This is a genomic window from Finegoldia magna ATCC 53516 (genome assembly GCF_000159695.1).
Lineage (GTDB): Bacteria > Bacillota > Clostridia > Tissierellales > Peptoniphilaceae > Finegoldia > Finegoldia magna_F.
Map to the genome: position 1 here is coordinate 861936 of NZ_CM000955.1, position 23981 is coordinate 885916.

A 23981-nucleotide genomic window follows, 5' to 3' on the forward strand; every position below is an offset into this window, starting at 1 on the left:
AAAGCTTAGTAAATCTTTAATCTTATCCAATTCCAATACACTCCATGCAAATTCTTATAGCCTTATCCAACACAACTTTTACTTCGCCGTTGTTGTAACCGTAATAAATCATCCCAACAGACAGAAATAAAATCGTAACTGAAAATATACGGCTATGAATAAATTTTTTGTACATTTTAATCACCTAATTTTATTTGTTTTTCAAATTAGATAATTCTTTTTCTATAACTTGTTTCCATTCTTCTTTTGATTTTGCACCAGAATAAGTTTCTCCTACAATATTTCCATTTTTATCGACAAAGAAAGTTTCTGGCATTGCTTGTATTCCGTTTAATCTGCCGTTGAAGTTTGATTTGTCTGGCATTAAGAATGGATATGAAGCTTTTGTTTTTTCTTGAATTAGTTTTGCCTTTTGCAATGCTTCATTATTAGTACCATTATCGTCCACAGTATCTGTGACAACTCCTACAATGTTAACGCCTTTGTTTTTCATTTCTTTTTGAACTTCACTCAAATCAGGAATTTCATTCACACAAGCACTACACCAAGTGGCAAATACATTTACCATTGTAAGGTCGTATTTTGAAAAATCTTTGCTTGAAAATTCCTTGCCATTGATGTCTTTTGTGGATAAATTGCCCAAACCCTTAACCGATTTTTTGTCAAATGCTTCTGTGTTTTCCAAATCAGTTTTTTCAGATAATACAAATCCATTTTCAGGACGTGTTTTTTTGTCTATAATATCAATTTGAGTTTTAGCAAATTCTTTTGCAAAACCTTCATCCATTTTACCTTTTGAACTTATGTAGTAATTGAACTTACCATCTTTTGATTCGCCGATTTTTTTGTTATTGTCGCATTTTGTGATTTTGGCGATTTCAGCTTCAGACATATTTTTGTCAAACATTCCAATAGAACCCACTCTTTCAAGTTCTTTTTCCCATTTTTCGTATCCATCACCCATTTTATCGACTACTGCATTTTTTTGTTCTTCAGTTAATTTGCTGAAAGTAAGCATAGCGTATTTCAATTCCTTGTCGATAGGACTTTGTTCATCCAACATCGCAATCTTCTTGTCTTTCATATCTTTTTTAACTTGTTCTGAAAGCTTGAACTTCAATCCCAAAAACTCATATACAAATTCATCTTTTGGTTGTAATGAATAGTCAGCAGGTTTGAATTTTTCGTTTTCAGAGTTTTTATTATCTTTCATTCCAGCCTCTTTCGGACTAACCACCTTTGAATCTTTTTCTTTATTTCCATCAGATTTTTGGCAACCTACCGCTCCAACACTAAAACACAATGCTAGTAGCAAAGTAGTTCCTTTTAATACATTTTTTCTCATAATTTCCTCCATAAAATATCTAAGTTCATATTTAGATAACACGCATTCGTGTGATCTGATATTATATTACGATAGTTTTATGAAACGTTCGTGAAATTATTATTTAAAAATAAAGTCGCAATTGATAAAACTATAATTCTCATTTATAGCAATAAAAAATCTACTACTTTTTCCGTAGTAGATTTGTAGCATTATTAGCATATTTATTTTTTCAAAATAATTAACTTTTCTTCACAAATTTATGTCCACAATGAGGACAAGTTATTTTGATTTTTCCTTTATTTCTTGGAATTTTCATTTCTTTTTTGCAGTTAGGACATTTAATATACTTCTTGTCCTTGGAATTTGCGGCTCTGATTTTGTATTTTTCAAAAAAATCAGTCATAGGTTTTACAGCCTTTGAGAATTTTTGATTCTCAATCATTCGTTGATATTTATTAACAGAAAAAACTCTGAAAATTCCGAAATACACAATCAAAATCATCGTAATGACTTCTATAACTCTATTTTTAAATTTTAAATTAATCAAAGAAAGTATCAGAGCAACTATTATCATAGTTTTCGATAAAAAATCCACTCCGTACACTTTTTGTAAATAATTTCTTATTTTATCTTTCATCAATATCCCTCGTCACATATTCTAAAGTTTTTGCAATATCGTCATGAATCACGATATTCGCCATATTATCGTAGCTTGTACGATCCAAATTAATCAGTATCAAATTATCTCCTCTAAAATAATTAATAAGACCACTCGCAGGGTACACGACAAGTGAACTTCCAGCTACAATCATCGTGTCTGCTTTTTCAATCCAATTAATTGCCTTCACAAATTCAGTTTGCGGTGGAACTTCTCCATACAATGTTACATCTGGACGAACTACTCCTCCACATTTTTCGCACTTGCAAGGTCTGTTTTGTTTGTAATAATCAAGTGAGTATTTGGCTCCGCAATCTACACAATAATAATCTCTCAAATTTCCGTGAATTTCTGCGATATTTTTCGTTCCAGCCATTTTATCTAAGCTGTCGATATTTTGAGTAATAACTCCTAGAAGTTTATTTGCTCTTTCTAATTTTGTAAGTGATAAATGTGCTTTGTTCGGTTTAACTCCTTCAATAATTAAATTTTCAAGAACATAGTTTTGAAATAAATCAGGGCGTGTCATGAAAAATTCGTGGCTCAACATATATTCCGGAGAAAAATCGCTGTCGTTTTTCTTGTTATACAACCCTGTCGCAGACCTAAAATCGGGAATTCCCGATGCAGTAGACACTCCAGCTCCACCGAAAAATACGATTTTATCGCTTTGTTCTACAATTTGTTTTAATTTTTCAACATCATTCATTATTTACCCTTCCTTTTGCTTTTCTTTCTTGAAATCTCGTTGAAAGTGCCAGTATCATAACAGACAAAAATATCATAAAACATCCAAGCAATCTTCTTGGATCTGTAGTTTCATTGAATAAAACAATCCCCAATATTACAGACGTGATAGGCTCCAATGTAGAAAAAATCGTGTACGTGCTGACACCTGCGTTTACTATTGCCAGCTGAATGAATAATGTACCAAACACCGATACCAAAATTGAAATCACAAACGCAATTATCCATGCATATTTTGAAAGTGACAAAGTAAAATCGCCAGTAATAAGTCCATATATTAAAAGCATTGTGGAGTTAATCATACAATTATAAAATGTAACCTTTACACTATCCATGTATTTTAGTCCCGACACATCCATGTAAATTAAATAAAAAGAATAAGTACAACCAGATGCTACCGCCAAGAATAATCCTAATGGAAAATTACTACTTCCACCTACATTATTTGCTAGTAAAATCACTCCAATAATCGATGCGATTAGTGAGATGAATTTGTATTTCGTCATCTTTTCATTTAGGAACATAACCGAATACACTGTTACAATCGTCGGAAAAATAAAGTGAATGGATGTTGCAAGCCCGACGGAAATGTATTGATAAGATGCATAAAGCATTGTCATCGTAATGCAACCGCCAATACTACACATGAGTAAGAGTTTTTTCAATTCTTGTTTTGTAACTTTGAGGCTAACATTTCTACTTTTCAATGAAATAATCAAAAATGGAATTACGAAAAACCCCCTCAAAAAAGAAGTCATTATTACGTTACTTCCATTACTCAACGTTTCTCTGACCATTATTGGCGTAAATCCGAAAATCAACGCCGAAATAATGGCAAACATCATTCCCTTAGCTTTTCTCACTATTTATAACACTCCTTTTTCACGCACTTATTATCCTCATAATAAAGCACGATTTCAGAATATTTCCCGTCGTAAATAGCGAAAATTTCACCCATAGAATCGCTATGTCCATCCATGTTTTTTAATTCTTCGTAATCGATAAATTCCAATGTTCCTTCGACATTTTCTTTTACCAATTCTCCAGAAAAATCGTCAGTTTCGTACAAAAATCCAATAATTCTGTCGTTGTTGTCAATGTCATACCAGCTAATCATTCCAACGTATTTTATGTTTTCAATATCCAGATTAGTTTCTTCCTTCGCTTCTCTGATGACAGATTCAGTAATAGATTCTACCTTTTCGACATGACCACCTGGAAAAGTCAACCCTTCCCAGCCGTATTTTTTAACTTTATCTAAAACCAAAACCTCATTTCCGCGATTGATTTTTATCATATTGCACAAAATATTTTCCATAAATACCTTCTAAATTTTAAATTTTCGAATAATGTAGTCTGCAAATTTCGGAACATCATTGATATCAAAATTATCGTAACCCGCAAAAATTCTGTCGCTGATAATTCCGTATTTGTTCACATCGCTACACACCAAATCATCTGTAAGAGTACATTCGTATTTTATGAAATCGGAATCCTTCATCCCTTCGATAATTATCAAATCGACATCGTCCAATAATTTGATCAAATCATAAATATTTTTACTCCTACCATCTAATTTAAAGTATTTATCGTTAAAAATCAAGGTCTGACAAGCTCCGTACTGTTTGTAATAAAAAGTGTCCGTATCTTTGAAATCAAGCTCAAAATCGTGACCGTCGTGTTTAATTACAGAACAAGATTTGTTTCTATTTTTCAATTCTCGAACAAGCTTTTTAATAAAAGTAGTCTTGCCGCTATTTTTCTTTCCGCAGATACAAATCAAAGGCGTCGCATTTTGCTTCAGTTCTTCGGGATAATTAATATTTACAAATTCACCCTCAAAAATCGTATATTTCAAATTGACGAATTTTGCATCAATTTTCTTAACCAAATTCATCACACGATAATCTCCATTTTGTAGCATTTTCTCCAAAACAGGAATAATTTTCTTAGAAAAAATCCCACAAGTAGGATAGCATCTTTCATCTGTTTCAAAAATTACAGCTTCATCTGAAAAACTTGCGATAGATGCTGCAAAATCCACCAAATCTGGTTTCACATTTATCATATCGCAAGAAGTTACAAATACATATTCATTTGTAGAATTTTTTAAAATCTCCAATATTCCACTCAAAGGTCCCGCATCAATATAAGTGTCCTTTACAGTTTTAATTGGAGAATAATCGGCTGTATTAGATGAAACAATTACTTCAAAGTCTTTGAATCTGTCAATCAACTCTTCTATAAAAGTGTGACCGTAAAAGTTCAAATCAAATTTGTCTTGACCCATTCTCACACTTTTTCCGCCAGCCAATATTCCTACAGAAACTCTCATATTTCACCCAAATATATATAATCCACACTTGACCCTACTTCCAAGTTTTCGTTTTGCTTTTGAATTAAAAGCGCATTGCAATTTGTCAAATCTTGTAACATAGAATTTTTGTGTTTATCAAAGATAGTAATCTCAGAATCTTTAACAAAACATCTTACGTATCGTTGAAGCTTCGATGGTTTCATGGAACCTTTTACAACTTTTCCTTTTTCAAATTGTTTTACATTTAATCCATAATATTTATTGTACAAATCCCAAAATAAAACTTCAAAATTACAAAAAGCTGCAAACGGACTTCCTGAACACGACAGAACGATTGTGTCAGCTACTTTTGATGCCATCACTGGAGTTCCAGGCTTCATGGCAATTCCGTGAAACAAAACTTCTCCGATTTGTTTCATGCAGGTTTCCATTAAATCTTTGTCACCAACACTAACACCGCCAGTTGTTATAACGATATCTGATTTTTGCGTTAGTTTTTTTATTTCTTTTATAATTGATTTTTCATCATCCATACAGTTTTTTTGTTCGACAACTTCTACGCCTGAATTTTTTAGAATAGATTTCAATGTAAAAGTCGTTGAACTGTAGATTTTACCTGGAGTATAATCATCCCCAGGATACAACAATTCAGATCCTGTCGACAATAGCGCTACTTTTAATTTTTTGTAAACTTTAACTTTTGCATATCCATTTGATGCCAAAATCGACAGATCCACTGAAGAAATTCTAGTGTTTTTAGGAATTAACAAATCACCTTCGTGAACATCTTCGCCTTCTTTGATGTAATAATCAAATGGTTCGTAGGATTTTTTGATTTCAATATAACCATCTTCTACTTCGCAGTCTTCTTGTTTTACAATCGCATCGTAGCATTTCGGTACAAATGCTCCGGTCATAATTCTCACGCAAGTATTTTCTTCGTATTCAAAATCGTTGCAATCTCCAGCAAAATTCGTGCCGATAATTTTCTTTTTTGATAATTTGTCAGAATCTTTGCTGCTTACAGCGTATCCATCCATTGCGCTTTTGGGATAAGGAGGATTGTTAAACTTCGCCAACACATCCTCCGCCAAAACTCTGTTATAAGCATCATCGATATCAATTTCTTCAATATCGGATGCTTTTTTTATGTTTTCTCTAAGAATTTCCTTAGCTTTTTCTACTTGTAATAACATTTATTCAACCTTATTCACTTTTTAATTTTGTGTTGATTTTTCTCATTGTCGGAATCAAAATTCCACCCAATACATTACCTAAAGTAATGACGATTAGTGCGATAATCGTTTGTGAATTCCACATTCTTGCCATTTGAATGTAAAACATATCTGCAATACAGTGTTCAAATCCGCATAGGATAAATACCATAATGCTCATCACAATTCCCAAATATTTTCCAATTTCGTGAGGATTGTTTAAGTATTGATCCACTGCGTGAACGACCATAATGTTACAGAAAATTCCCAAAACGAACAAACTAATCAAAGTATCGTCTGCTTTTACTTGAACCAATTTTGTAGATTTTTCGATAATTCCTGGAGCAACTCTTGTAAGACGAACCAATTCCGCTACAATAATACTACCAACTAAATTTCCAACCCACACCATTAAGCACCATGGCAAATAAGTTTTGACATCATTGCAGAACAGATACCCAACTTTTCCCGTAAATAAATTATACTTTAAAGTACACACAGCAAAAAGTCCCAAACTGAACATAAATGCTCCGACGATTTTATTGTCTAGGCTCAAAAACACAACTCCGCCCATCGCAATAAACGCCCCTGCCATAATGGCATACAAAAAATCCGCTAATTTTTTCATAACTAATCCTTCTTTCTAAAATCTCTATAAATATTTAAACGACTTTGTTTGCAAAAGCCGATTACGGACAAATTATATTTGCTTGCCAGTTCCAAAGAAATATCCGTTGGTGCACTTCTTGAAACAATAACAGAAATTCCTGAATTGATACATTTTTGAACGATTGATGAAGGAATTCTTCCCGAAGTAAACGCAATCAAATCTGATAAATTCTCTCCCTTCAATACTGCTGTTCCCACTGCTTTATCAAAAGCGTTGTATCTTCCAATGTCATCGCATTGACAGATTATTTCTCCATCTTTTGCCAAAACAACTGAATGCACATTGCCAGTTTCTTTGAATAATTGAGATCCCGACAAGTTAAAATTGGAAATCTTCAACAGTGTTTCTTCGTCCCAATCAATCGGTGTGACTTTTTCATCTCTATTTGTAAAATTGTATGGAACATTTTTGTAATCGCCACTTTCCGTTGTCACATGACTTGGAGTAGTATCGATATCTTTCAATTCAACATTACAAACATTTCCATTAATATTTATATCTACGTTTTGTATATCTTCTGGTCTTACAATATTTTCCGTGATAAGATATCCCGTCACAAGTTCTTGTAAATCCTTTTCAATACATAAAAGTTTAACAATCGGTTTGGAATTAATATTGATATCCAACAAAAATTCTCTAAGAATAACATCTTCTACTTCTTCTATAACTCCATCGTTATATTTCTTAACCATTACATTTTTTTCAAAATTCATAAAATCTCCTTTATTTAATTATATCAAACAACTTTAGCCGATACAAATACTTAACACCATTATCAATTTTATTTTGAAAATTTCTCACAAAAAAAATCGGCGAATAATCACCGATTCAATCAATCATTATTATGTCGTTGTTCTGCTTCTTTTTTGCTATAAATGCACCCGCAGTAATCTTGTCTATACAAATCAAATTCCTTCGATAATTCGATTGATCTCTTGTAGCCATTTTTCTTTTTGAAATCAGAATGCAAAAATTTCGCTTTGTGAGTTTGTTCTAATTTCTCTCCAATTTCATTGATCCATTGGCTGTTTTTGTGAGGGCTAACTGACAAAGTTGTCGTTACAAAATCAAAACCCATATCATCTGCAATGTCGAAAGTTCTGTCGATTCGTAAATCGTAGCACTCATAACAGCGCTGTGATTTCTCTCCCAAATCCTTGTACGGTTTCACTCTTTCGTAAAATTCTTCGGGATCGTATTTGTCAACAATTATGTCTATCGGATACTTTGCTTTTGTATTTTCGATTACTTTTTTCTGCTCCACAACTCTCTTGTCGAACTCAGATTGCGGAGAAATGTTTGGATTGTAAAACAAAATAGTTATCTTAAAATACTGTGACAAATATTCCAAAACATAGCTGGAACAAGGTCCACAACAACTGTGAAGAAGAAGTGTTTCTCCTCCGTTTAGATTTTCAATTGTTTTATCCAATATTTTTTGGTAATTCTCCATAAAAATCAACTATCCTTCTTTGATCGGAAATCACAAAATCCGCTCCCGATTCTACAAGTTCTTCTCTTTCTCTAAATCCCCATTCAACACCGACACTTGTTACGTTCGCATTCTTGCACGTCTCAATATCTGTGTCAGTGTCTCCAAAATATACAATCTCATCTTTTTTAATATCCAAATCCTCCACTATTTTTTCTAGCAAATACGGATTTGGTTTTCTCTTGGTTTCATCTTCCAAAGCTGATACATAATCAAAATAACCTTGTGGAAATAAATTATTCAAAATTTTTTCTGCTGCTGGAAGAGTCTTGTTCGTGCATACGCAAACAAGTGCGCCCATTTCTTTTAACTTATCCAAGCTTTCTCTTATATGTGGATACAGTTGTGTTTTCTTATCGTCGTATCCGTTGTAATATTCGATGTAGCTATTGTAGATTTCGTTAAATTGAGAATGAATTTTTGCTTCATCCAAATTATCGCGCTCTATTAAATAATTAAGAGATCTTTCCACCAAAATTTTAGGTCCATCTCCAAGAAAATAATTAAATTTTTCCTTTTCTACAGGTTTAAGCCCAAATTTTTTAGTAGTATGATTGAAACAATTATTTATCATCTCAATAGAATCTATCAACGTTCCGTCCAAATCAAATACAAATACTCTCTTCATTAAATCACCCTCGATTGATACATTGCAATGGAGCAAGCTATCGGTAAATTCAAGGAATCCACATCCTTAGATTGATTGATGAAAATCTTATTTTCATTGTAGTATTCTTGTGGAAGCCCTGCCCCTTCATTTCCAAACGCCAAGCTAAATGGTTGTTCGAACTTTACATCGCCAAGTTCATCTGAACTTTCATCTAGCAAAAACGAATAAATCTTATTTTCCGGGAAATTTTTCTTGTAATCTTGCAGATTATCAAATCTTTGAATATTTAATTTGAAAAAAGCTCCCATACTGGCACGGACAACTTTAGGATTGTAAACATCACACGTATTTGATATCAAAGCCAAATCCTTATATCCAAATCCAAGCATACTTCTCATAATAGTACCTAAGTTTCCCATGTTGTCTATTCCGTCCAAAATTATGTGGTTTTTTTCTTGTAATTTTGATTTTTGCTTTTTGAAAACTCCAATCACGTATTCCTTATCTTTTAATGAAATTTTGTTTATTTGTTTACTTGAAATCGTATAAGGAATTTTCTTATCATTCAATATATTTATCAGTTTTTCTGTGTCATTGAAATCCTCAGAAATTAAGACCTCCTCAACAATATCAGCCTTATTTTCAATAAGTTCATAAGTTGGAAAAGGTCCCATTGTATAAGAATATTCAAGATCTTTTTTGTATTTTGTGTACTTTTTCATTTATACTCCATTACTAAACACCCACATCGCTTTGATTTGTGGTTGTAATCTGTCATATTTCCATGATTTTTGCGAATTAGTAAAACTATTCGGATCGTTAATTATAATATTGCCATTTGAATCTATTCCCGAAATCACCATAACATGTCCCGTTTGTGTGAAATCACCAGGTCTTACAGAAATTAGAATCGGATTTCCTTTTTTTATATTCTCTTTTATAACATTATAATTCGCATCCATTTGCACAGCTTTCAATCCGTATTTTCTTGCGATATAAGGATAAAATCCCCAGCTTGTTCCTTCAGATGACGAATATCCGTTGCGATCACTTTCTTCAGCTATTTTAGCTGGAGTGATTGAAGGATCGTTTTTCAAATACGACATCGCCATAGCGCAACTTGTAGGGCCACATCCAGTAAAACCTATAATTCCGTAGCCGTATTTTTCATAACCCCATCTCTTGTCCCACTGCAAATACAATGGCACATTTGAATTATTTGCGTTTTCTGGATATGAATAGTCGTTTTTTATTGTAGAATCAATTGTTTTCGCCACGAAATTAACCGCAGTGTAGTTATTACCAGCAAGTTTTAAAAGAGATGGATGAATGTCATCAGCGTTTTTCATCACTAATTTTGCATTAGGATTGTACTTAGCGTAAACTTCCAAATTGTGCAACAATTCATTTCTCTTAAATGTGTTTGAAAAAATATTTTCAGTTTTTTTGATTTCTTCAAAAACTTCTTCATCAGTTTCCTCTTTTCCCACTGGTTTTTCTGGTTTGGAGTCTTGTTGTACGGAAGTTTTTTGCTCTTGAGCTATCTCAGCTTGTTTTTGTTCAGCTGCATGCTCTTGTCTATCGTTTTTTACTTTTATGATTGAAAATAGAATTACTAGAAGAAATACAGAAAACACAATCCTTCGTTTTACTGCGCGTCTTCTTTTTTCTTCTAGAAATCTATCGTGATTATTACGTATCAAGTTTCCACCTCATTTATCTAATTATATCACAGGATTTGAAATTATTACAAAATTATGACAACTTTATAAAATTGTAACATTCTTTTGGGTATAAATACATTAGAGGTGATGATATGAGTAATTTTTACGGTTCAATTTCAGATAATTACGAGGATATTTTCCAACCAAATGATAAACAAATAAATTTTTTAAAAGAACTTGCGCACGGAAAAATCTTGGATGTAGCATGTGCCACTGGAAAAATTGCAAAAAGACTTCAAGATGATGGGTTTGATGTGATGGGGATTGATTTGGAAGAAAAGTTTGTGAACAAAGCGATTAATGAAAATAAAATCGATGCTAAATGTATGAATATGTTAGATATCGACAAATTGAGAGATGATTTCGGTTTGATTTATTGCATCGGAAATTCTTTGGTACACTTGGAATCTTCAGAAAAAATAAATGAATTTTTGAAAAAGTCCTACAACAAGTTAGACACAAAAGGAAATCTTGTAATTCAAATCATTAATTTTCATCCATTTTTACAAGTAGATGATGATTACTTAGGAAATCTTCCTACTATCAAAAACGAAAAAGTGGAATTTGTAAGAAAATATTTCAGAAATGGTGATTTTATACGATTTAACACAGTTATGACAGCAGGTGATAAATCCATTGAAAACGACGTTAATTTATTTCCAATAACATCTGATGAATTAGTAACACTTTTAGAACAAAATGGTTTTGAGAATATAAAAATATACGGAGGATTTAATAAAGCAGAATTCGATAAAGAAAATTCTAGACCATTAGTATTAGTCGCTGAAAAACTATAAAATAAAATTTAGCACATTTAAAAACCTCCCATCTTGAGCTGAACCCCAAAATCCGGAATACGGATGGAGGGGTTTTTGTATGCCAAAATACACAAAAGAATTTAAAATTAAACTAGTGAAGGAATACTTATCAGGTAATTCGGGTGGTCGAGAAATGGTAGCTAAAAAATATGATATTCCAGATGGAACTTTGAGAAATTGGATAAATAAATATAATTCAGGAGGCTTTGATAACTTATCTAAAAAGTTAAAAAACAATAATTACACTAGTGAATTTAAGCTATCTGTAATACAATATAGGCAAATCAATAATACTTCGCTTAGAGAGACTGCAGAGCATTTCAATCTTGTAAATGTATCTATGGTATACAGATGGGAAAAAGCTTATCAAGAACGTGGTCTATCTGGGCTTGAAGATAACAGAGGAAGGCCTAGAAAAAATATGACTAAATCAAATAAAAAGTCTAAACTAAACACTCCAATAAACGAAAGTGAAAGGGAAGAATTAATAAGACTAAGAGAAGAAAATAGACTTCTCAAAATGAAGATAATATACGAAAAAAAGCTACAAGCCTTGCTACTGGAAGAGGAAGCAGAAGCAAGGAAAAGACAAAGATAATCCTCAAACTACAAAAAGAATATCCAAAAAGCAAGGTAAGTGAATGGATAGAAATAGCTAAGTTACCTAAATCATCCTACTATGAATGGAAGATAAAATTAGAAAATCCAACAGACAAAGACAAAGAAGTTAAAAATGAAATTAAAACCATAGTAGATGAATCAAAAGGTAGATATGGCTACAGAAGAGTAACTATGGTATTAAAAAATAAAGGCTTTAATATCAACCATAAAAGAGTATTAAGAATAATGAGAGAAGAATCCTTGCTATGTACTAAATTCAAAACTAGATCAAGAAAATATTCATCATACAAAGGACAAATAGGAAAAGTAGCAGATAATGTAGTAAGAAGACAATTTAGCGCTACTAAACCAAATCAATTATGGTTAACAGATGTAACAGAATTTAGATTGAGAGGCAAAGAAGAAAAACTCTATCTATCACCAATACTAGACCTATACAACAGCGAAATAATTAGCTATACATTAAGCAATCATCCAACAACTAAATTAACCAATACAATGTTAGAAAAAGCAATAAATAAAACAAAAGATATAAGTAAACTAATAATACACTCAGACCAAGGATTTCATTATCAACATAGTACTTGGACAAATAAGTTAGAAAAATTGAAAATTACACAAAGCATGTCAAGAAAAGGAAATTGTCTAGACAATTCTCCAATGGAGAACTTCTTTGGAATATTGAAACAAGAAATGTATTATGGTGTGGAATTTAAAAGTTATGATGAGAGACTGTGAAATAGTTTGTGTATAGAATCCTCCTGATATAATAGTAATCAGGAGGATTTTAAAATGCCAAGAAAAAGACCAGAAACTAGACTCAACAAAATATCCAAGATGTTAATTGAAGAATATCAACCAGAAACAGTACAAGATTTACAAGAAGCTTTGAAAGATCTTCTAGGAGACACAATGGAACAAATGTTAAAAGCAGAGTTAGATGAACATCTAGATTATGAATATGGTGAAAAACCACTGTCATTAAACACAAGAAATGGATCAAGTAAAAAAACAGTTAAATCATCATACGGAAACATAGACCTAAACATCCCACGAGACAGAGAAGGATCCTTTGAGCCACAAGCATTGAAAAAATATCAAAAAGACATATCAAACATAGAAAACCAAATAATATCTATGTATGCAAAAGGAATGACAACAAGAGACATATCAACACACATAAAAGAAATCTATGGATTTGGAATATCAGAATCCATGGTAAGCAAAATAACAAATAAAATACTACCAACTATTGAAGAATGGCAAAATAGACCATTAGAAAAAGTATATCCATTTGTATTTTTAGATGCAATACACTATCATGTAAGAGAAAATAACATAGTAGTAAAAAAAGCAGTATATATAGCACTAGGATACAATACAGAAGGATACAAAGAAATACTTGGAATGTGGGTAGGAGAAAATGAATCAAGTAAATACTGGCTATTGGTATTAAATCAATTAAAAGAACGAGGATTAGAAGATATATTAATAGTCTCAACAGATAATTTATCAGGATTTAGCCAAGCAATAGAAAGTGTATATCCAAAAACAGAAATTCAAAAATGCATAATTCATCAAATAAGAAATTCAACAAAATTCGTATCATATAGAGATATAAAAGAGCTAATGAAAGACTTAAAAACAGTATACAAAGCATCAACAGAAGAACTAGCACTAAGTAATCTAGATATATTTGAAGAAAAATGGGGCAAAAAATACCCAATGTGTGTAAATTCATGGAGAAATAACTGGGCTGAATTATCAACATATTTCAAATATCCAGAAGGAATAAGAAAACTAATATATACAACAAATAGCATAGAAAACTTTAATAGACAACTTAGAAAAGTAACAAAAAACAAAACAATATTTCCAAGTGACTACGCCCTACAAAAAAGCTTGTATCTAGCGATGGTAGATGCTTCAAGTAAATGGACGAGTAGAATAAGAGGATGGGATCAAATATTGTCACAACTATCAATATTTTTTGAAGGCAGAATCTAAATTTTGCCATAAAGATAATAAAAAATTTGAATCATTCAATCAAGAGTAAAGGTATAGCCCTGGTCTGACGACCAGCTCTTGACAGAAATCTTCAAATTTTTAAGAAATACAATTAGGCAAAAAGGGAGATTTTTAGAAAAATCTTGACCTTTTAGTTTAATTGTGCCAAAATTAGGTTACAAATATCTGAACTTTCAGATTTTAGTAATAAAAGTATATTTTTTAAAAATCAAAAAAATATCAGCTCACAACCTATCAGGAGGAGCTGATACACAAAACTTTTCACATACCCTATGATGAATTAGTTAATGAGATCGAAAGATATATTAAATGGTACAATGAGGATAGAATTAAAACAAAATTAAACGGAATGTCCCCTGTCATGTACAGATTACATTCCGCTTAAAATATTATTAAATTATTCCGTGTTTACGGGTTCAGGTCATCTGGGAGGTTTCTTAAAATTTTATACTCTTTTTGATTGATCCGAATACCCCACGAGCAATATCTCGACCGATTTGTCTAGTAAAGCTACCTAACATTGAGTTAATGCTTTTAGTTGCAAAATCTTCTATAGGAGATTTTTCTTGTTTAGTGGACTTCTTAGTTTGTTTTTCGGGCTCTTCTTTGATTTGATTTTGTAATTTTTTTTGCAAAATTTCATATGCAGATTCCCTGTCTATTGATTGTGCATATTTTTGATTCAAATCAGAATTTTTCACAATATAGTCTACATCGCCTGAAGAAAGCGGTGTAAATGATGAATGTGGTGGGAGAACTAGCCCTTTTTTTGTAATGCTTGGCGCTCCTTTTTCATCCAAGAATGATATCAACGCTTCACCAGTTCTCAAGTTTACAATCTCGTCTTTAACATTCATATCTTCATTTGCTCTGAAAGTTTCGGAAACTTTTTGAACAGCCTTCAATTCTTTTGGAGAGAAAGCTCTCAATTGATGCACAATTCTATTTCCTAATTGCGAAGAAATCGAATCTGGAATGTCTAGTGGGTTTTGTGTTATGAAGAATATTCCCACACCTTTTGAACGAATAAGTCTTACAACTTGTTCAATTTTATCCATTATCATCTTGTTTGCATTATCGAATAACAAATGTGCTTCGTCAAAGAAGAACACAAGTTTTGGGATTTCTGGGTTTCCAACTTCTGGTAGTGATTCGAAAAGTTCTGATAACAGCCACAACAAAAACATCGAATACAAGTTTTTGTCGTTGATAAGTTTTGCCGCAGAAATTATATTCACAATTCCGCGTCCATCAGAATCTGTCTTCATCAAATCTCTTATATCCAAACTTGGTTCTCCCAAGAATTTATCTGCACCCATATCTTCGATGTACAATAATTTTCTCATGATTGCACTGATACTTTGAGTTGTGATATTTCCGTATTTTTTTGAATAAACTTCCCTGTTGTCTGACAAATGATTAAGCATAGAACGCAAATCTTTTATGTCCAACAACAATAGTCCTTCCTCATCTGAAACCCTGAATGCAATATTCAAAATTCCAGCTTGTGTATCGTTCAAATCCAAAATTTGCGATAACAAAATCGGACCCATTTCAGAAACTGAAACTCTTAATGGAAGTCCAGTTTCTCCGTAAACATCCCATAAATTTACAGGATAGTTTTTGAAATTAAAATCAGTGATATTCATTTCATCTAGTCTAGATTTCAAGTTATCATTCATTTCACCTACAGATGCCAAGTTTGACAAGTCTCCCTTAACGTCTGACAAAATAGTTGGCACTCCCAAATCGGAGAAATATTCACACAAAACTTTCAATGTAACAGTTTTTCCGCTTCCTGTTGCTCCAACAATAAGCCCATGTTGATTTACTTTATTTGAAAGAAGTTCGATATCCTCGTTTCCTCTTGCAATCAATAATTTTTCCACTATTTCCTCCGTATTTCTATTTCTCTTGTATAATTTGTTTCAAATCAATAAAATTAAACGTTGCTTTTTTGTAAAAAACTTTTGTTTTCTTATACTTGTTGTAGTTGTTGTACACTGTAACTGCACACACTGAAAGTGCGAATACCAACAATATGTATTTCCCAAATATCAAATATAAAATCATTCCCATAATCACATAAGATATCGGGCTGTAATCAAACGGCAAATCATAAAAAACACTGTAGAGTATTCTGTCAATACATATTACTGCCAATAACAACCACACATACATCGCTAGATAGAGCGTATTTGATTCTAATAAATTAAGAATGATTGCTGGAATAAAATACACTCCCGCTCCTATTATCGGTACGAATGAAAACACAGTTATAAAAAACGATTTAACAAAAACGTGGTCTACCTTAGCAAATTTCAAAAATAAAACAGATGTCAATAAAACCAATATAATTTTCGAAATTTCGTAGCTTTTCTCGTACAAAACTATTTTCTCTAAATTCTCTTTCATATTAATAACCCGGCTTTTCTAATAATTTAAACATTTGCTTCTTGTATTCTTCAACTCCCGGTTGATTAAAAGGATTCACTCCTAAAACAAGTGCTGAAATTGCTACACTCATTTCAAAGAAATAAATCATATATCCTAGATTTTCTTCATTAATCTCATCAATTTTCACGACAACACTTTCAACATTTGACGACAAATGCGCATTAAGTGTTCCTTGCATAGCCATCTTATTCACATAATCCACTGATTTTCCGCTCAAATAATTCAGATTATCCAAATTATCAGCATCAGATTTTATATACAAATCTTTGCGTGGATTTTCTACTGAAATCACAGTTTCAAATACATTTTTTTGTCCATCTTGAATCATTTGACCCACTGAATGCAAATCCGTCGTGAAATTACACATCATTGGGAATATTCCCTTGTTGTTTTTTCCTTCCGATTCTGCAAATAATTGCTTGAACCATTCAGAAAAATATTTCAATCTCATTTCGTAATTAATAAGTATCTCAATGTCTTTTCCATTTCGATACATATCATTTCTGAATGAAGCGTATTGCAAAGCAAAATTTGATTCGTAATCAAGTTTTGTAAAATCTTCCATTGCATTTGCTGCGCCAATCATTAATTTGTCGATGTCCAATCCTTTTACGCAAAGTGGCAACAAACCAACAGAAGTTAGAACGGAAAATCTTCCACCGATGTCATCTGGCACTACAAAAGTTTCATAACCATTGATATCAGACAATTCTTTCAATGCACCTTTTTGTTTATCAGTCGTGGCGAAAATTCTGCTCTTTTGTTCTTCTTTTGTGTATTTTTCATCCATTAATTCCTTTATAAATCTAAAAGCGATTGCAGGCTCTGTAGTAGTTCCCGATTTGCTTATAACATTTACACAAAAATCCTTGTCTTTCAAATATTCCAAAAGTTCAGCCAAATACGTAGAAGACAATTGGAAACCAGCGTAGATGATTTCGATGCCCGATTTCTCAAAATAATCGCTCATCGCATAATCAATCGCCTTAGCTCCCATATAACTTCCACCGATTCCAATGACAACTAAACAATCAGACGTTTCTCTTATCTTCTTAGCACATTTTTTAATTCTCTCGAATTCTTCTCTGTCGTAATTTTTAGGCAAATCAATCCATCCTGTGAATTCCTTGCCTTCACAGGATTTATTTAAAAGCTTTTCTAAAGCATTTACGGATTCTGTTCTCAAAGTATCCACAGAATTATGACTTGTCGTATTTGAAAAATCTAGCTTGAACATATTTCCTCCTATAGAACCTTCAAACTCACTAGAACAATATCGTCATCCTGTTCCAAAAATCTAAAAGAATCCACCTCGTTTAACACGTATTCAATTCTTCTATCTGGAACTTTCATTAAATCTCTTTTTAGTCTTTCTTCGCCGTAAAATTCGTTGTCAAATCCTCTAGTTTCAGTTATCCCATCAGTGTACATAATTAATTCATCACCACTGGAGACCAATATATCTCTCTGATCAAACCCAACTCCTTCAAACATTGGAGAGATAGGATGACCTGTAACCTTTAATTCTTCTAATTTATCATTGGAAATCAAAAATGGAATACCATTGTGGCCAGCATTTGCATATGAAAATATTTTGAGTTTTCTATCGTATAACCCATAAAAAATCGTAAAATATTTGTCTACCGACAAATTAAGTTCAGTAAATGTGGTATTCAAATCCTTCAGCACTCTTTTTGGCCTAGAATCTGTAATTCTACTTACCAAATACCTCATTGTCTGTCTGATAAACATCGTCAGAATAGATGCCGCAATCCCATGGCCCACAACATCTGCGATGTAAATTCCTACAAATCTTTCGTCAATATCTATGCAATCGATGATATCTCCAGACAAATCCCTAGATGAAATATAGCTGTAATCCAAATCCAAACCGACATGCTCACCCTTACTAGGCAAAGTTTTGCTTTGAATGTGCTTGGCGAATTTGATTTCATCCTTGATGTCCTTGTTCGCATTAATCAAATCAATCTGAGTTTTGACCTCTTTTGAAATATCTCTGAAAACCTCGACAGTACTTACCACTTCTCCATCTTTATCCATAACTGGAGAAGAAGTTATGGAATAATCCACGCCATTTATTTTTCTTTTTTCTTTGATAGTGCTGTTCAAACGGTATTTCCTATCTGCCAAACATTTTGGGAAATCTTCGCTGTAATCCAAATAGCAATTCACTCCTATTGGATTGATAGGCATAGATTTTATCATGCTAGTATTGGCAAATATTATTACCCCATCTTTATCTATTACTCTAACTAAATCCTTCATAGAATTTAGAACTTCGTAATCAGATCCTTTGAAATCACTAACATCTTCACTTGATTTCTTCTCCAAGGATATCTCCTCCTATTTAGGTCTCGGACCAAAATATTGATACAAATAACACTTCATATTTCCGTTGTACATCTTTCTATTTTTAGATGCTTTTTTGCCATAAAATTTCTCAAACTCTTCGCAATCTGTGATTATATATTGTGATGCAGTCTTGAATTTCGCCATTTTAATTCCCAAATCCTTATAAATCTTCTCGGCTTCTTGTCTTTCGCCAAGCCTTTTTCCATAAGGTGGGTTAGATATTAGAACGAAGTAATTATCATTTAACACAACATTTCTGAAATCCCTCGTCACGAATCTAATATCCTCCCTGACCCCAGCATTTTCGGCATTAGCTATCGCTTTTTCAATCGCTGAGCCGTCCACATCACTAGCGAAAATATCTATCTTTTTATCGTAATCAATGCTCTCCAAGGCTTTAGTACGCTCTTGTTTGTATGCATTGTTGAATTTATCATTAAAGTTAATAAAATCGAATTTCCTGTCAATCCCTGGTGCAATATTTCTGAATTTTCTCGCAGCTTCTATCGCAAAAGTTCCACTACCACAGAACAAGTCCACAAGAGGTCTGTTGCTGTTTGCAAATGACAAATCGATAATTCCTGCTGCTAAGTTTTCTCTTATAGGGGCAAGAACTGAGTCCTGTCTGTAACCTCTTTTGTGAAGTCCATCTCCCGAGGTATCCAAAGTTATCGAACAAATATCTTTTACCAGACTAACTTCAATCCTAAATCTCCCCTTGGATTTTGAGAACCAATCCACCTTGTATTCTTTCTGAAGAGATTTAATAATCGCCTTTTCTGTAATCGATTGACAGTCTTTAATAGAAAATAATTTTGATTTGTAACTTCTGCCTTCTACAATAAAATTAGAATCCGCTTCTAAAATATCCAACCAATTTATTTTTTCAACGCCCTTAAAAAGTTGTTCGAATGATACAGCCTTAAAATTACCCAATTCGATTAGAACTCTGTCTGCACATCTCAAATTTATATTTAATTTTGCGATATCTTTTTCATCGCCTTCAAGCATTATTCTTCCGTCGTTTACATTCAAATTCTCATAGCCCATATCCAAAAGTTGTCTTTTGACCGAGCTCTCCAAACCGAATGCGCAAGTTACTATTATTTTCAAAATTATTATTCCTCCATATTACCTTCTATTTTATCATATTTTCAATGTTTTTTTTACGTTATAATAATATTTAACTGTAAATTTACAATAAAAAAACTGCAACGAAAAATCATTGCAGTCTATTTAGATTCTAATCTACAGTAATATCTCCACTAACTGTTGCAGCACTAATTTCGATTTCATCATTTGAGAATGATTGGTCGTGAGATTTACTGATTTTTTTCGAACTATCTTTGTAGTAACTATCGATTTGAATTTCTCCGCTAACAGTTCTAAGTTCTATAGAACCTTTCTTTTCTTTGATATGGATATTAATATCGCTAGATACCCCTCTCACATTCAAATCTTTGTTTTCGTTCACATCGATTTCGATATCGCCACTTACGGTGTTCACTGTTATTTCTGGATTTTCAGAATTCACCTTCACATCACCGCTTACAGTATTAACGTAAATTTCTTTTTTGCATTTGGAAACTTGAACATCTCCACTTGCAGTGTTGACATTTACATTGTTCGATTGTGTAGTGATATTTACATCACCACTTGAAGTGTTGCAAGTAACATCATTACTAATAACATCTACATTTACATCTCCACTTGCTGTGGCGATGTTTAATCCCAAATCACTGTCTTGTGGAATTTTGATAGAAATTGATTTGATGAAACTTTTTTGGAAGAATTTTTCCATTTTAACTTTGCCAAGCTTCAACACGTGATTCATATAATCTACATCTAACTTTTGTGTTTCATCAGTTGTAGTGTAAGTTACGATTATTTTATCCAATTCGTGAGTTGACACATCTATGTCCGCATTTGATTTAACTTCAATTCTGTGGAAATCATTGTCGAATTCCAATGTTTGTTGTGATAAATCATAGTCTTTGTCTTTAGATTGGTCAAAAATTTTGGAATTAAAGAAATCACCAATGCTATCCAAGTTAAACATACCGAATAAGTTGTTTTCTCTGATGATTCCAGCTTCTTTACATTCGTTGAATATTTCTCTTGGATTACCTAATTCAGTTGAAATCTCTTCTTCAGTTTTTCCGTTTTCAACGCCGATTCTAAAATGTTCTTCGTAATCATTCTTGATTTCTCTGTAAGTTGTTTCGTCGACATTTCTGAAATAATAATCTAAAAGTTCCATAAATTGTTCTTTATTCATTTAAAAACCCTCCTCTAACAAGGCCTTAACACTCTCAACTAATTTTTTATAATCTTCAAGTTGTGAGTGCAAATAAGTTTTCCCTTCGTCTGTTATCTTGTAGTATTTTCTAGATGGACCTGACTCTGATTGCTCAGTGTAATCTTCCAAGTATTTGTCGTTTTTCAATCTTCTAAGCATAGGATAAATTGTTCCTTCGCTCATTGGTATCTTATCTTTTATCTGATCTATAATTTCGTATCCGTAGCTGTCTTGTTTAGATATAACCGATAAGACACATAATTCTAAAATCCCTTTTTTTAATTGTGTGTTCATATCTTACCTCCTGATTACATTATAATACACAGTAGTACATATTGCAAGGTATTATGCAAAGTTTTTTACTATAAAAATTTTAACTGCTCAAAAGTCGTGTCGCTAAGGTTTGCAGCAGTAATCCCAAAAAGTCTGACAGGCTTTTCAATTTTAGTGTTAACCACAAGATACTTCACAATCCTGTAAATATCTTTGACATCACTAATGTACTCATCAAGAGTCATCGATTTTGTAATCACCGAAAAATCACTGAGTTTTATTTTAATCCTAATGGTCTTCGCTTTAATGTTTTTCTTATGAAGATCATCTGCTAATTCTTCGCTAAACTCACTTGCCTTTTTCAATAACTCATTGTAATTTTTCAAATCACGTTCAAAAGTGTACTCCACCCCGATGGATTTTCTAATTCTCGACAAATCCAACTGTCTTTCATCAATTCCACGAATTCTATCGTAAATCACTTCGCCAAACTTCCCGAACAATTCTCTCAAATTATTTCTGGATAAATCGTACAAATCACTTACCTTTTTGATTCCGATATTATTTAGTTTCTCCTCAGATTTTCTTCCAATTCCTTGAATTTTACCCACGTTTAAATCCATCAAGATATCTGGAATATCATCTTGCGTTATAATTTTGATTCCATGAGGCTTATTCCAATCTGACGCAAGTTTTGCAAGGCTCATGTTGTAACTTATTCCAATAGAGATAGACAATCCTGTTTTTATCCTGACATTTTCTTGGATTAGATTTGCCAGTTCTAATCTGTCCATTTTAATATGTGAAATATCCATGCAACCTTCATCTATACTCATCTTTTGAATTTTATTAGAGAAAGTCGACAAAACCTTGAAAACTTTCTCGCTATTTCTTCTGTATTTTTCAAAATCAGGAGTAACTATAACTAGATTTGGAACAATCTTTTTCGCTTGAAATATCGGCATTGCAGAATGCAATCCGTACTTTCTAGCTTCGTAGTTCGCAGTAGTAATTATCCCCCTCTGACTTTTTCCACCGACAACCATTGGGACGTGTTTCAGTTTTGGATTATCCAAAATTTCACATGACGCAAAAAAAGCATCCAAATCAAAATGCAAAAAATTTAAATCCATAACACACCCCTTTCTACTAAAAAAGCCCTCATTATTGAGAGCAGTTTCGATTATATCTTGCAAACCGTAATGCTAAGAACATCATACGATAAAAATTTAATTGATTTCAAATTGAAAATCTTCGTTCAAAAATCCGTCTGTTTGAGCGAATGCGAGTTACGGATTTTAGAAGATTGAAATTTAGAAATCACAAATTTTTTGAGTCCGATGTTCGTGTATGAAGGTTTGCAATGTGCAAAAAGCCCTCATTATTGAGAGCTTAATCGTTAATTTCTAAGTTATTTGATGATATCCACGCATCGTATGATTTTAGTGAATCTGCACTTTTAATTATCGCATGACACCATACTCTTTGACCTGAATCTGGTTTTGCTTCATAAATGTACACTTCACTTCCCATAGGAATTGAAGAAATCACTTGTGATTTATTGCTTGGTTCTTCGTAGATTTTGGCATTATCTGTAGTTACCAAATAAGTTTTACCAACTAAACGAATGCACAAATCGATAAGTCTTTTGTTATCATCAGTTTCATAACTTTCATCTTGTTTATCTGGTTGTTTTGTGCTTTCTTTTTCTTTCTTTAATTCTTCAGCTGATTCACTGGCTAGTTTTTCAGCTTTTTCTCTGGCTTCTTTTTCCTTTTTCTCAGACAATGCACGTTGTTTTTCTTCTTCTTGTTTTTTCTCATTGTATTGATTTTTAGCTTTTTCAACTTCTTTTATTTTGTCTATAACAATGGTTTCGTGTGGCATTACACGTGCGTATGAGTTTAACATATTCAAACTTGCATCAAAGTTGTCATCTTCTGCAAATGAATCACTTGCAATTATCACCGCTTGTGTGCTTTCTTGCAATCTTTGTTGCGCTTTTTGATAGTTTACATTGTCTTTGTTGCTTACTTTCAAAAAACTTTTTGCTGCATCGACATACTTCATTTCCTTTAAATAATTTACGCCATAATCGTAATTATTTTTAGAGGACAAAAGTTCCACAGCTTCACGTTTTTTATCTATATAAGATCCATCGTTTGTTCTATCGTACAACTCACTATAATAATCTACAGCTTTTTGGTAATTACCATCTACTATACATTGGTGAGCCAATTTATCTAATTTTTCTGCCTTAGAAGAATTAAAAATATTTAATCCTACAAAAGCTCCAACAAATATTACTACAGTTATCAAAACTACAGCAATAATATTCTTCTGCTTCATTCAT

At 32.5% G+C, this 23981-nt stretch carries 28 protein-coding genes; 5 read left to right on the forward strand and 23 right to left on the reverse strand.

Annotated features, from left to right (window positions below; all coding sequences use genetic code 11):
* Positions 1-22 precede the first annotated feature (22 nt).
* The 14 genes from HMPREF0391_RS09480 to HMPREF0391_RS04070 all read right to left on the reverse strand — a co-directional run bounded on the left by HMPREF0391_RS09480 (position 23) and on the right by HMPREF0391_RS04070 (position 10738).
* The gene (locus tag HMPREF0391_RS09480) at positions 23-175 is read right to left on the reverse strand and encodes a CD1871A family CXXC motif-containing protein (RefSeq protein ID WP_002835608.1); all 153 of its coding nucleotides are present in this window, start codon (positions 173-175) and stop codon (positions 23-25) included.
* 15 nt (positions 176-190) lie between these two features.
* Positions 191-1345 (reverse strand): TlpA family protein disulfide reductase, encoded by a 1155-nt coding sequence (locus tag HMPREF0391_RS04010; RefSeq protein WP_035109287.1) that lies wholly within the window; start codon positions 1343-1345, stop codon positions 191-193.
* 220 nt (positions 1346-1565) lie between these two features.
* A complete protein-coding gene (locus tag HMPREF0391_RS04015; protein WP_002835611.1) occupies positions 1566-1964 on the reverse strand; it encodes a hypothetical protein in 399 nt (132 codons plus the stop codon).
* Complete coding sequence (locus tag HMPREF0391_RS04020; protein ID WP_002835612.1) at positions 1954-2694, reverse strand: NAD-dependent protein deacylase; 741 nt, start codon at positions 2692-2694, stop codon at positions 1954-1956. Before HMPREF0391_RS04020 ends, HMPREF0391_RS04015 begins: the two co-directional genes overlap by 11 nt.
* Complete coding sequence (locus HMPREF0391_RS04025) at positions 2687-3595, reverse strand: DMT family transporter (protein ID WP_002835613.1); 909 nt, start codon at positions 3593-3595, stop codon at positions 2687-2689. The genes HMPREF0391_RS04020 and HMPREF0391_RS04025 overlap by 8 nt, the downstream gene beginning before the upstream one ends.
* Entirely contained in the window at positions 3595-4050 is a 456-nt protein-coding gene (locus HMPREF0391_RS04030) for an 8-oxo-dGTP diphosphatase (RefSeq protein WP_002835614.1), read from the reverse strand. Before HMPREF0391_RS04030 ends, HMPREF0391_RS04025 begins: the two co-directional genes overlap by 1 nt.
* Before the next feature lie 9 nt (positions 4051-4059).
* Positions 4060-5067, reverse strand: coding sequence for a molybdopterin-guanine dinucleotide biosynthesis protein B (mobB, locus tag HMPREF0391_RS04035; RefSeq protein WP_002835615.1), 1008 nt, complete (start codon positions 5065-5067; stop codon positions 4060-4062).
* Entirely contained in the window at positions 5064-6245 is a 1182-nt protein-coding gene (locus tag HMPREF0391_RS04040; RefSeq protein WP_002835616.1) for a molybdopterin molybdotransferase MoeA, read from the reverse strand. The genes mobB and HMPREF0391_RS04040 overlap by 4 nt, the downstream gene beginning before the upstream one ends.
* A gap of 10 nt (positions 6246-6255) precedes the next feature.
* Positions 6256-6891, reverse strand: coding sequence for a formate/nitrite transporter family protein (locus HMPREF0391_RS04045; RefSeq protein WP_002835617.1), 636 nt, complete (start codon positions 6889-6891; stop codon positions 6256-6258).
* 2 nt (positions 6892-6893) lie between these two features.
* Positions 6894-7646 carry a formate dehydrogenase accessory sulfurtransferase FdhD gene (gene fdhD / locus HMPREF0391_RS04050; RefSeq protein ID WP_002835618.1) on the reverse strand — a complete coding sequence of 251 codons (753 nt, stop codon included), beginning with the start codon at positions 7644-7646 and terminating at the stop codon, positions 6894-6896.
* A gap of 119 nt (positions 7647-7765) precedes the next feature.
* Positions 7766-8386: an epoxyqueuosine reductase QueH gene (locus tag HMPREF0391_RS04055; RefSeq protein ID WP_002835620.1), complete on the reverse strand. Its 621-nt coding sequence runs from the start codon at positions 8384-8386 to the stop codon at positions 7766-7768.
* The gene (locus HMPREF0391_RS04060) at positions 8358-9053 is read right to left on the reverse strand and encodes an HAD family hydrolase (RefSeq protein ID WP_002835621.1); all 696 of its coding nucleotides are present in this window, start codon (positions 9051-9053) and stop codon (positions 8358-8360) included. The genes HMPREF0391_RS04055 and HMPREF0391_RS04060 overlap by 29 nt, the downstream gene beginning before the upstream one ends.
* Positions 9053-9757, reverse strand: a complete 705-nt coding sequence (locus HMPREF0391_RS04065) for a TrmH family RNA methyltransferase (protein WP_002835622.1) — start codon at positions 9755-9757, stop codon at positions 9053-9055. The genes HMPREF0391_RS04060 and HMPREF0391_RS04065 overlap by 1 nt, the downstream gene beginning before the upstream one ends.
* Complete coding sequence (locus tag HMPREF0391_RS04070; protein WP_002835623.1) at positions 9758-10738, reverse strand: C39 family peptidase; 981 nt, start codon at positions 10736-10738, stop codon at positions 9758-9760.
* A gap of 113 nt (positions 10739-10851) precedes the next feature.
* Here HMPREF0391_RS04070 and HMPREF0391_RS04075 point away from each other — a divergent pair, with 113 nt between their 5' ends.
* The 5 genes from HMPREF0391_RS04075 (at position 10852) to HMPREF0391_RS09485 (ending at position 14611) form a co-directional block, all read left to right on the forward strand.
* The gene (locus tag HMPREF0391_RS04075; protein WP_002835624.1) at positions 10852-11556 is read left to right on the forward strand and encodes a class I SAM-dependent methyltransferase; all 705 of its coding nucleotides are present in this window, start codon (positions 10852-10854) and stop codon (positions 11554-11556) included.
* Between the two features lie 79 nt (positions 11557-11635).
* Positions 11636-12175, forward strand: coding sequence for a helix-turn-helix domain-containing protein (locus HMPREF0391_RS04080; protein ID WP_002835581.1), 540 nt, complete (start codon positions 11636-11638; stop codon positions 12173-12175).
* Entirely contained in the window at positions 12109-12936 is an 828-nt protein-coding gene (locus HMPREF0391_RS04085) for an IS3 family transposase (RefSeq protein WP_155105103.1), read from the forward strand. Before HMPREF0391_RS04080 ends, HMPREF0391_RS04085 begins: the two co-directional genes overlap by 67 nt.
* A 99-nt stretch (positions 12937-13035) precedes the next feature.
* Positions 13036-14205, forward strand: coding sequence for an IS256 family transposase (locus HMPREF0391_RS04090; RefSeq protein WP_196218489.1), 1170 nt, complete (start codon positions 13036-13038; stop codon positions 14203-14205).
* 265 nt (positions 14206-14470) lie between these two features.
* Complete coding sequence (locus HMPREF0391_RS09485) at positions 14471-14611, forward strand: IS3 family transposase (protein WP_080545262.1); 141 nt, start codon at positions 14471-14473, stop codon at positions 14609-14611.
* Between the two features lie 52 nt (positions 14612-14663).
* Here the strand turns inward: HMPREF0391_RS09485 and HMPREF0391_RS04095 are convergent, their stop codons facing one another.
* The 9 genes from HMPREF0391_RS04095 to HMPREF0391_RS04135 all read right to left on the reverse strand — a co-directional run bounded on the left by HMPREF0391_RS04095 (position 14664) and on the right by HMPREF0391_RS04135 (position 23977).
* Positions 14664-16115 carry a helicase HerA-like domain-containing protein gene (locus HMPREF0391_RS04095; protein ID WP_002835626.1) on the reverse strand — a complete coding sequence of 484 codons (1452 nt, stop codon included), beginning with the start codon at positions 16113-16115 and terminating at the stop codon, positions 14664-14666.
* Positions 16116-16131: 16 nt separating this feature from the next.
* Positions 16132-16641 carry a hypothetical protein gene (locus HMPREF0391_RS04100; RefSeq protein WP_002835627.1) on the reverse strand — a complete coding sequence of 170 codons (510 nt, stop codon included), beginning with the start codon at positions 16639-16641 and terminating at the stop codon, positions 16132-16134.
* 1 nt (position 16642) lies between these two features.
* A complete protein-coding gene (locus tag HMPREF0391_RS04105; protein WP_002835628.1) occupies positions 16643-17920 on the reverse strand; it encodes a glucose-6-phosphate isomerase in 1278 nt (425 codons plus the stop codon).
* A gap of 8 nt (positions 17921-17928) precedes the next feature.
* A complete protein-coding gene (locus tag HMPREF0391_RS04110) occupies positions 17929-19035 on the reverse strand; it encodes a PP2C family protein-serine/threonine phosphatase (RefSeq protein WP_002835629.1) in 1107 nt (368 codons plus the stop codon).
* Positions 19036-19047: 12 nt separating this feature from the next.
* Positions 19048-20169 carry a THUMP domain-containing class I SAM-dependent RNA methyltransferase gene (locus HMPREF0391_RS04115; RefSeq protein ID WP_002835630.1) on the reverse strand — a complete coding sequence of 374 codons (1122 nt, stop codon included), beginning with the start codon at positions 20167-20169 and terminating at the stop codon, positions 19048-19050.
* Positions 20170-20299: 130 nt separating this feature from the next.
* Entirely contained in the window at positions 20300-21334 is a 1035-nt protein-coding gene (locus HMPREF0391_RS04120) for a DUF4097 family beta strand repeat-containing protein (RefSeq protein WP_002835631.1), read from the reverse strand.
* Positions 21335-21649 carry a PadR family transcriptional regulator gene (locus HMPREF0391_RS04125; RefSeq protein ID WP_002835632.1) on the reverse strand — a complete coding sequence of 105 codons (315 nt, stop codon included), beginning with the start codon at positions 21647-21649 and terminating at the stop codon, positions 21335-21337. It lies immediately after the preceding gene.
* Positions 21650-21717: 68 nt separating this feature from the next.
* Complete coding sequence (locus tag HMPREF0391_RS04130) at positions 21718-22761, reverse strand: DNA polymerase IV (RefSeq protein ID WP_035109290.1); 1044 nt, start codon at positions 22759-22761, stop codon at positions 21718-21720.
* A gap of 259 nt (positions 22762-23020) precedes the next feature.
* Positions 23021-23977, reverse strand: a complete 957-nt coding sequence (locus HMPREF0391_RS04135) for an SH3 domain-containing protein (protein ID WP_002835634.1) — start codon at positions 23975-23977, stop codon at positions 23021-23023.
* Positions 23978-23981 lie beyond the last annotated feature (4 nt).

Excerpts from the sequence above, each read along its gene's own strand:
- HMPREF0391_RS04060 (WP_002835621.1), bottom strand. The coding sequence starts at position 9,053 with ATGAAGAGAGTATTTGTATTTGATTTGGACGGAACGTTGATAGATTCT.
- HMPREF0391_RS04080 (WP_002835581.1), top strand. The coding sequence starts at position 11,636 with ATGCCAAAATACACAAAAGAATTTAAAATTAAACTAGTGAAGGAATAC.
- HMPREF0391_RS04030 (WP_002835614.1), bottom strand. The coding sequence starts at position 4,050 with ATGGAAAATATTTTGTGCAATATGATAAAAATCAATCGCGGAAATGAG.
- HMPREF0391_RS04090 (WP_196218489.1), top strand. The coding sequence starts at position 13,036 with ATGTTAATTGAAGAATATCAACCAGAAACAGTACAAGATTTACAAGAA.
- HMPREF0391_RS04015 (WP_002835611.1), bottom strand. The coding sequence starts at position 1,964 with ATGAAAGATAAAATAAGAAATTATTTACAAAAAGTGTACGGAGTGGAT.
- HMPREF0391_RS04075 (WP_002835624.1), top strand. The coding sequence starts at position 10,852 with ATGAGTAATTTTTACGGTTCAATTTCAGATAATTACGAGGATATTTTC.
- HMPREF0391_RS04120 (WP_002835631.1), bottom strand. The coding sequence starts at position 21,334 with ATGAATAAAGAACAATTTATGGAACTTTTAGATTATTATTTCAGAAAT.
- HMPREF0391_RS04065 (WP_002835622.1), bottom strand. The coding sequence starts at position 9,757 with ATGAAAAAGTACACAAAATACAAAAAAGATCTTGAATATTCTTATACA.
- fdhD (WP_002835618.1), bottom strand. The coding sequence starts at position 7,646 with ATGAATTTTGAAAAAAATGTAATGGTTAAGAAATATAACGATGGAGTT.
- HMPREF0391_RS04100 (WP_002835627.1), bottom strand. The coding sequence starts at position 16,641 with ATGAAAGAGAATTTAGAGAAAATAGTTTTGTACGAGAAAAGCTACGAA.
- HMPREF0391_RS04125 (WP_002835632.1), bottom strand. The coding sequence starts at position 21,649 with ATGAACACACAATTAAAAAAAGGGATTTTAGAATTATGTGTCTTATCG.
- mobB (WP_002835615.1), bottom strand. The coding sequence starts at position 5,067 with ATGAGAGTTTCTGTAGGAATATTGGCTGGCGGAAAAAGTGTGAGAATG.
- HMPREF0391_RS04135 (WP_002835634.1), bottom strand. The coding sequence starts at position 23,977 with ATGAAGCAGAAGAATATTATTGCTGTAGTTTTGATAACTGTAGTAATA.
- HMPREF0391_RS04130 (WP_035109290.1), bottom strand. The coding sequence starts at position 22,761 with ATGGATTTAAATTTTTTGCATTTTGATTTGGATGCTTTTTTTGCGTCA.
- HMPREF0391_RS04040 (WP_002835616.1), bottom strand. The coding sequence starts at position 6,245 with ATGTTATTACAAGTAGAAAAAGCTAAGGAAATTCTTAGAGAAAACATA.
- HMPREF0391_RS04020 (WP_002835612.1), bottom strand. The coding sequence starts at position 2,694 with ATGAATGATGTTGAAAAATTAAAACAAATTGTAGAACAAAGCGATAAA.
- HMPREF0391_RS04010 (WP_035109287.1), bottom strand. The coding sequence starts at position 1,345 with ATGAGAAAAAATGTATTAAAAGGAACTACTTTGCTACTAGCATTGTGT.
- HMPREF0391_RS04045 (WP_002835617.1), bottom strand. The coding sequence starts at position 6,891 with ATGAAAAAATTAGCGGATTTTTTGTATGCCATTATGGCAGGGGCGTTT.
- HMPREF0391_RS04105 (WP_002835628.1), bottom strand. The coding sequence starts at position 17,920 with ATGTTCAAGCTAGATTTTTCAAATACGACAAGTCATAATTCTGTGGAT.
- HMPREF0391_RS04055 (WP_002835620.1), bottom strand. The coding sequence starts at position 8,386 with ATGGAGAATTACCAAAAAATATTGGATAAAACAATTGAAAATCTAAAC.
- HMPREF0391_RS09480 (WP_002835608.1), bottom strand. The coding sequence starts at position 175 with ATGTACAAAAAATTTATTCATAGCCGTATATTTTCAGTTACGATTTTA.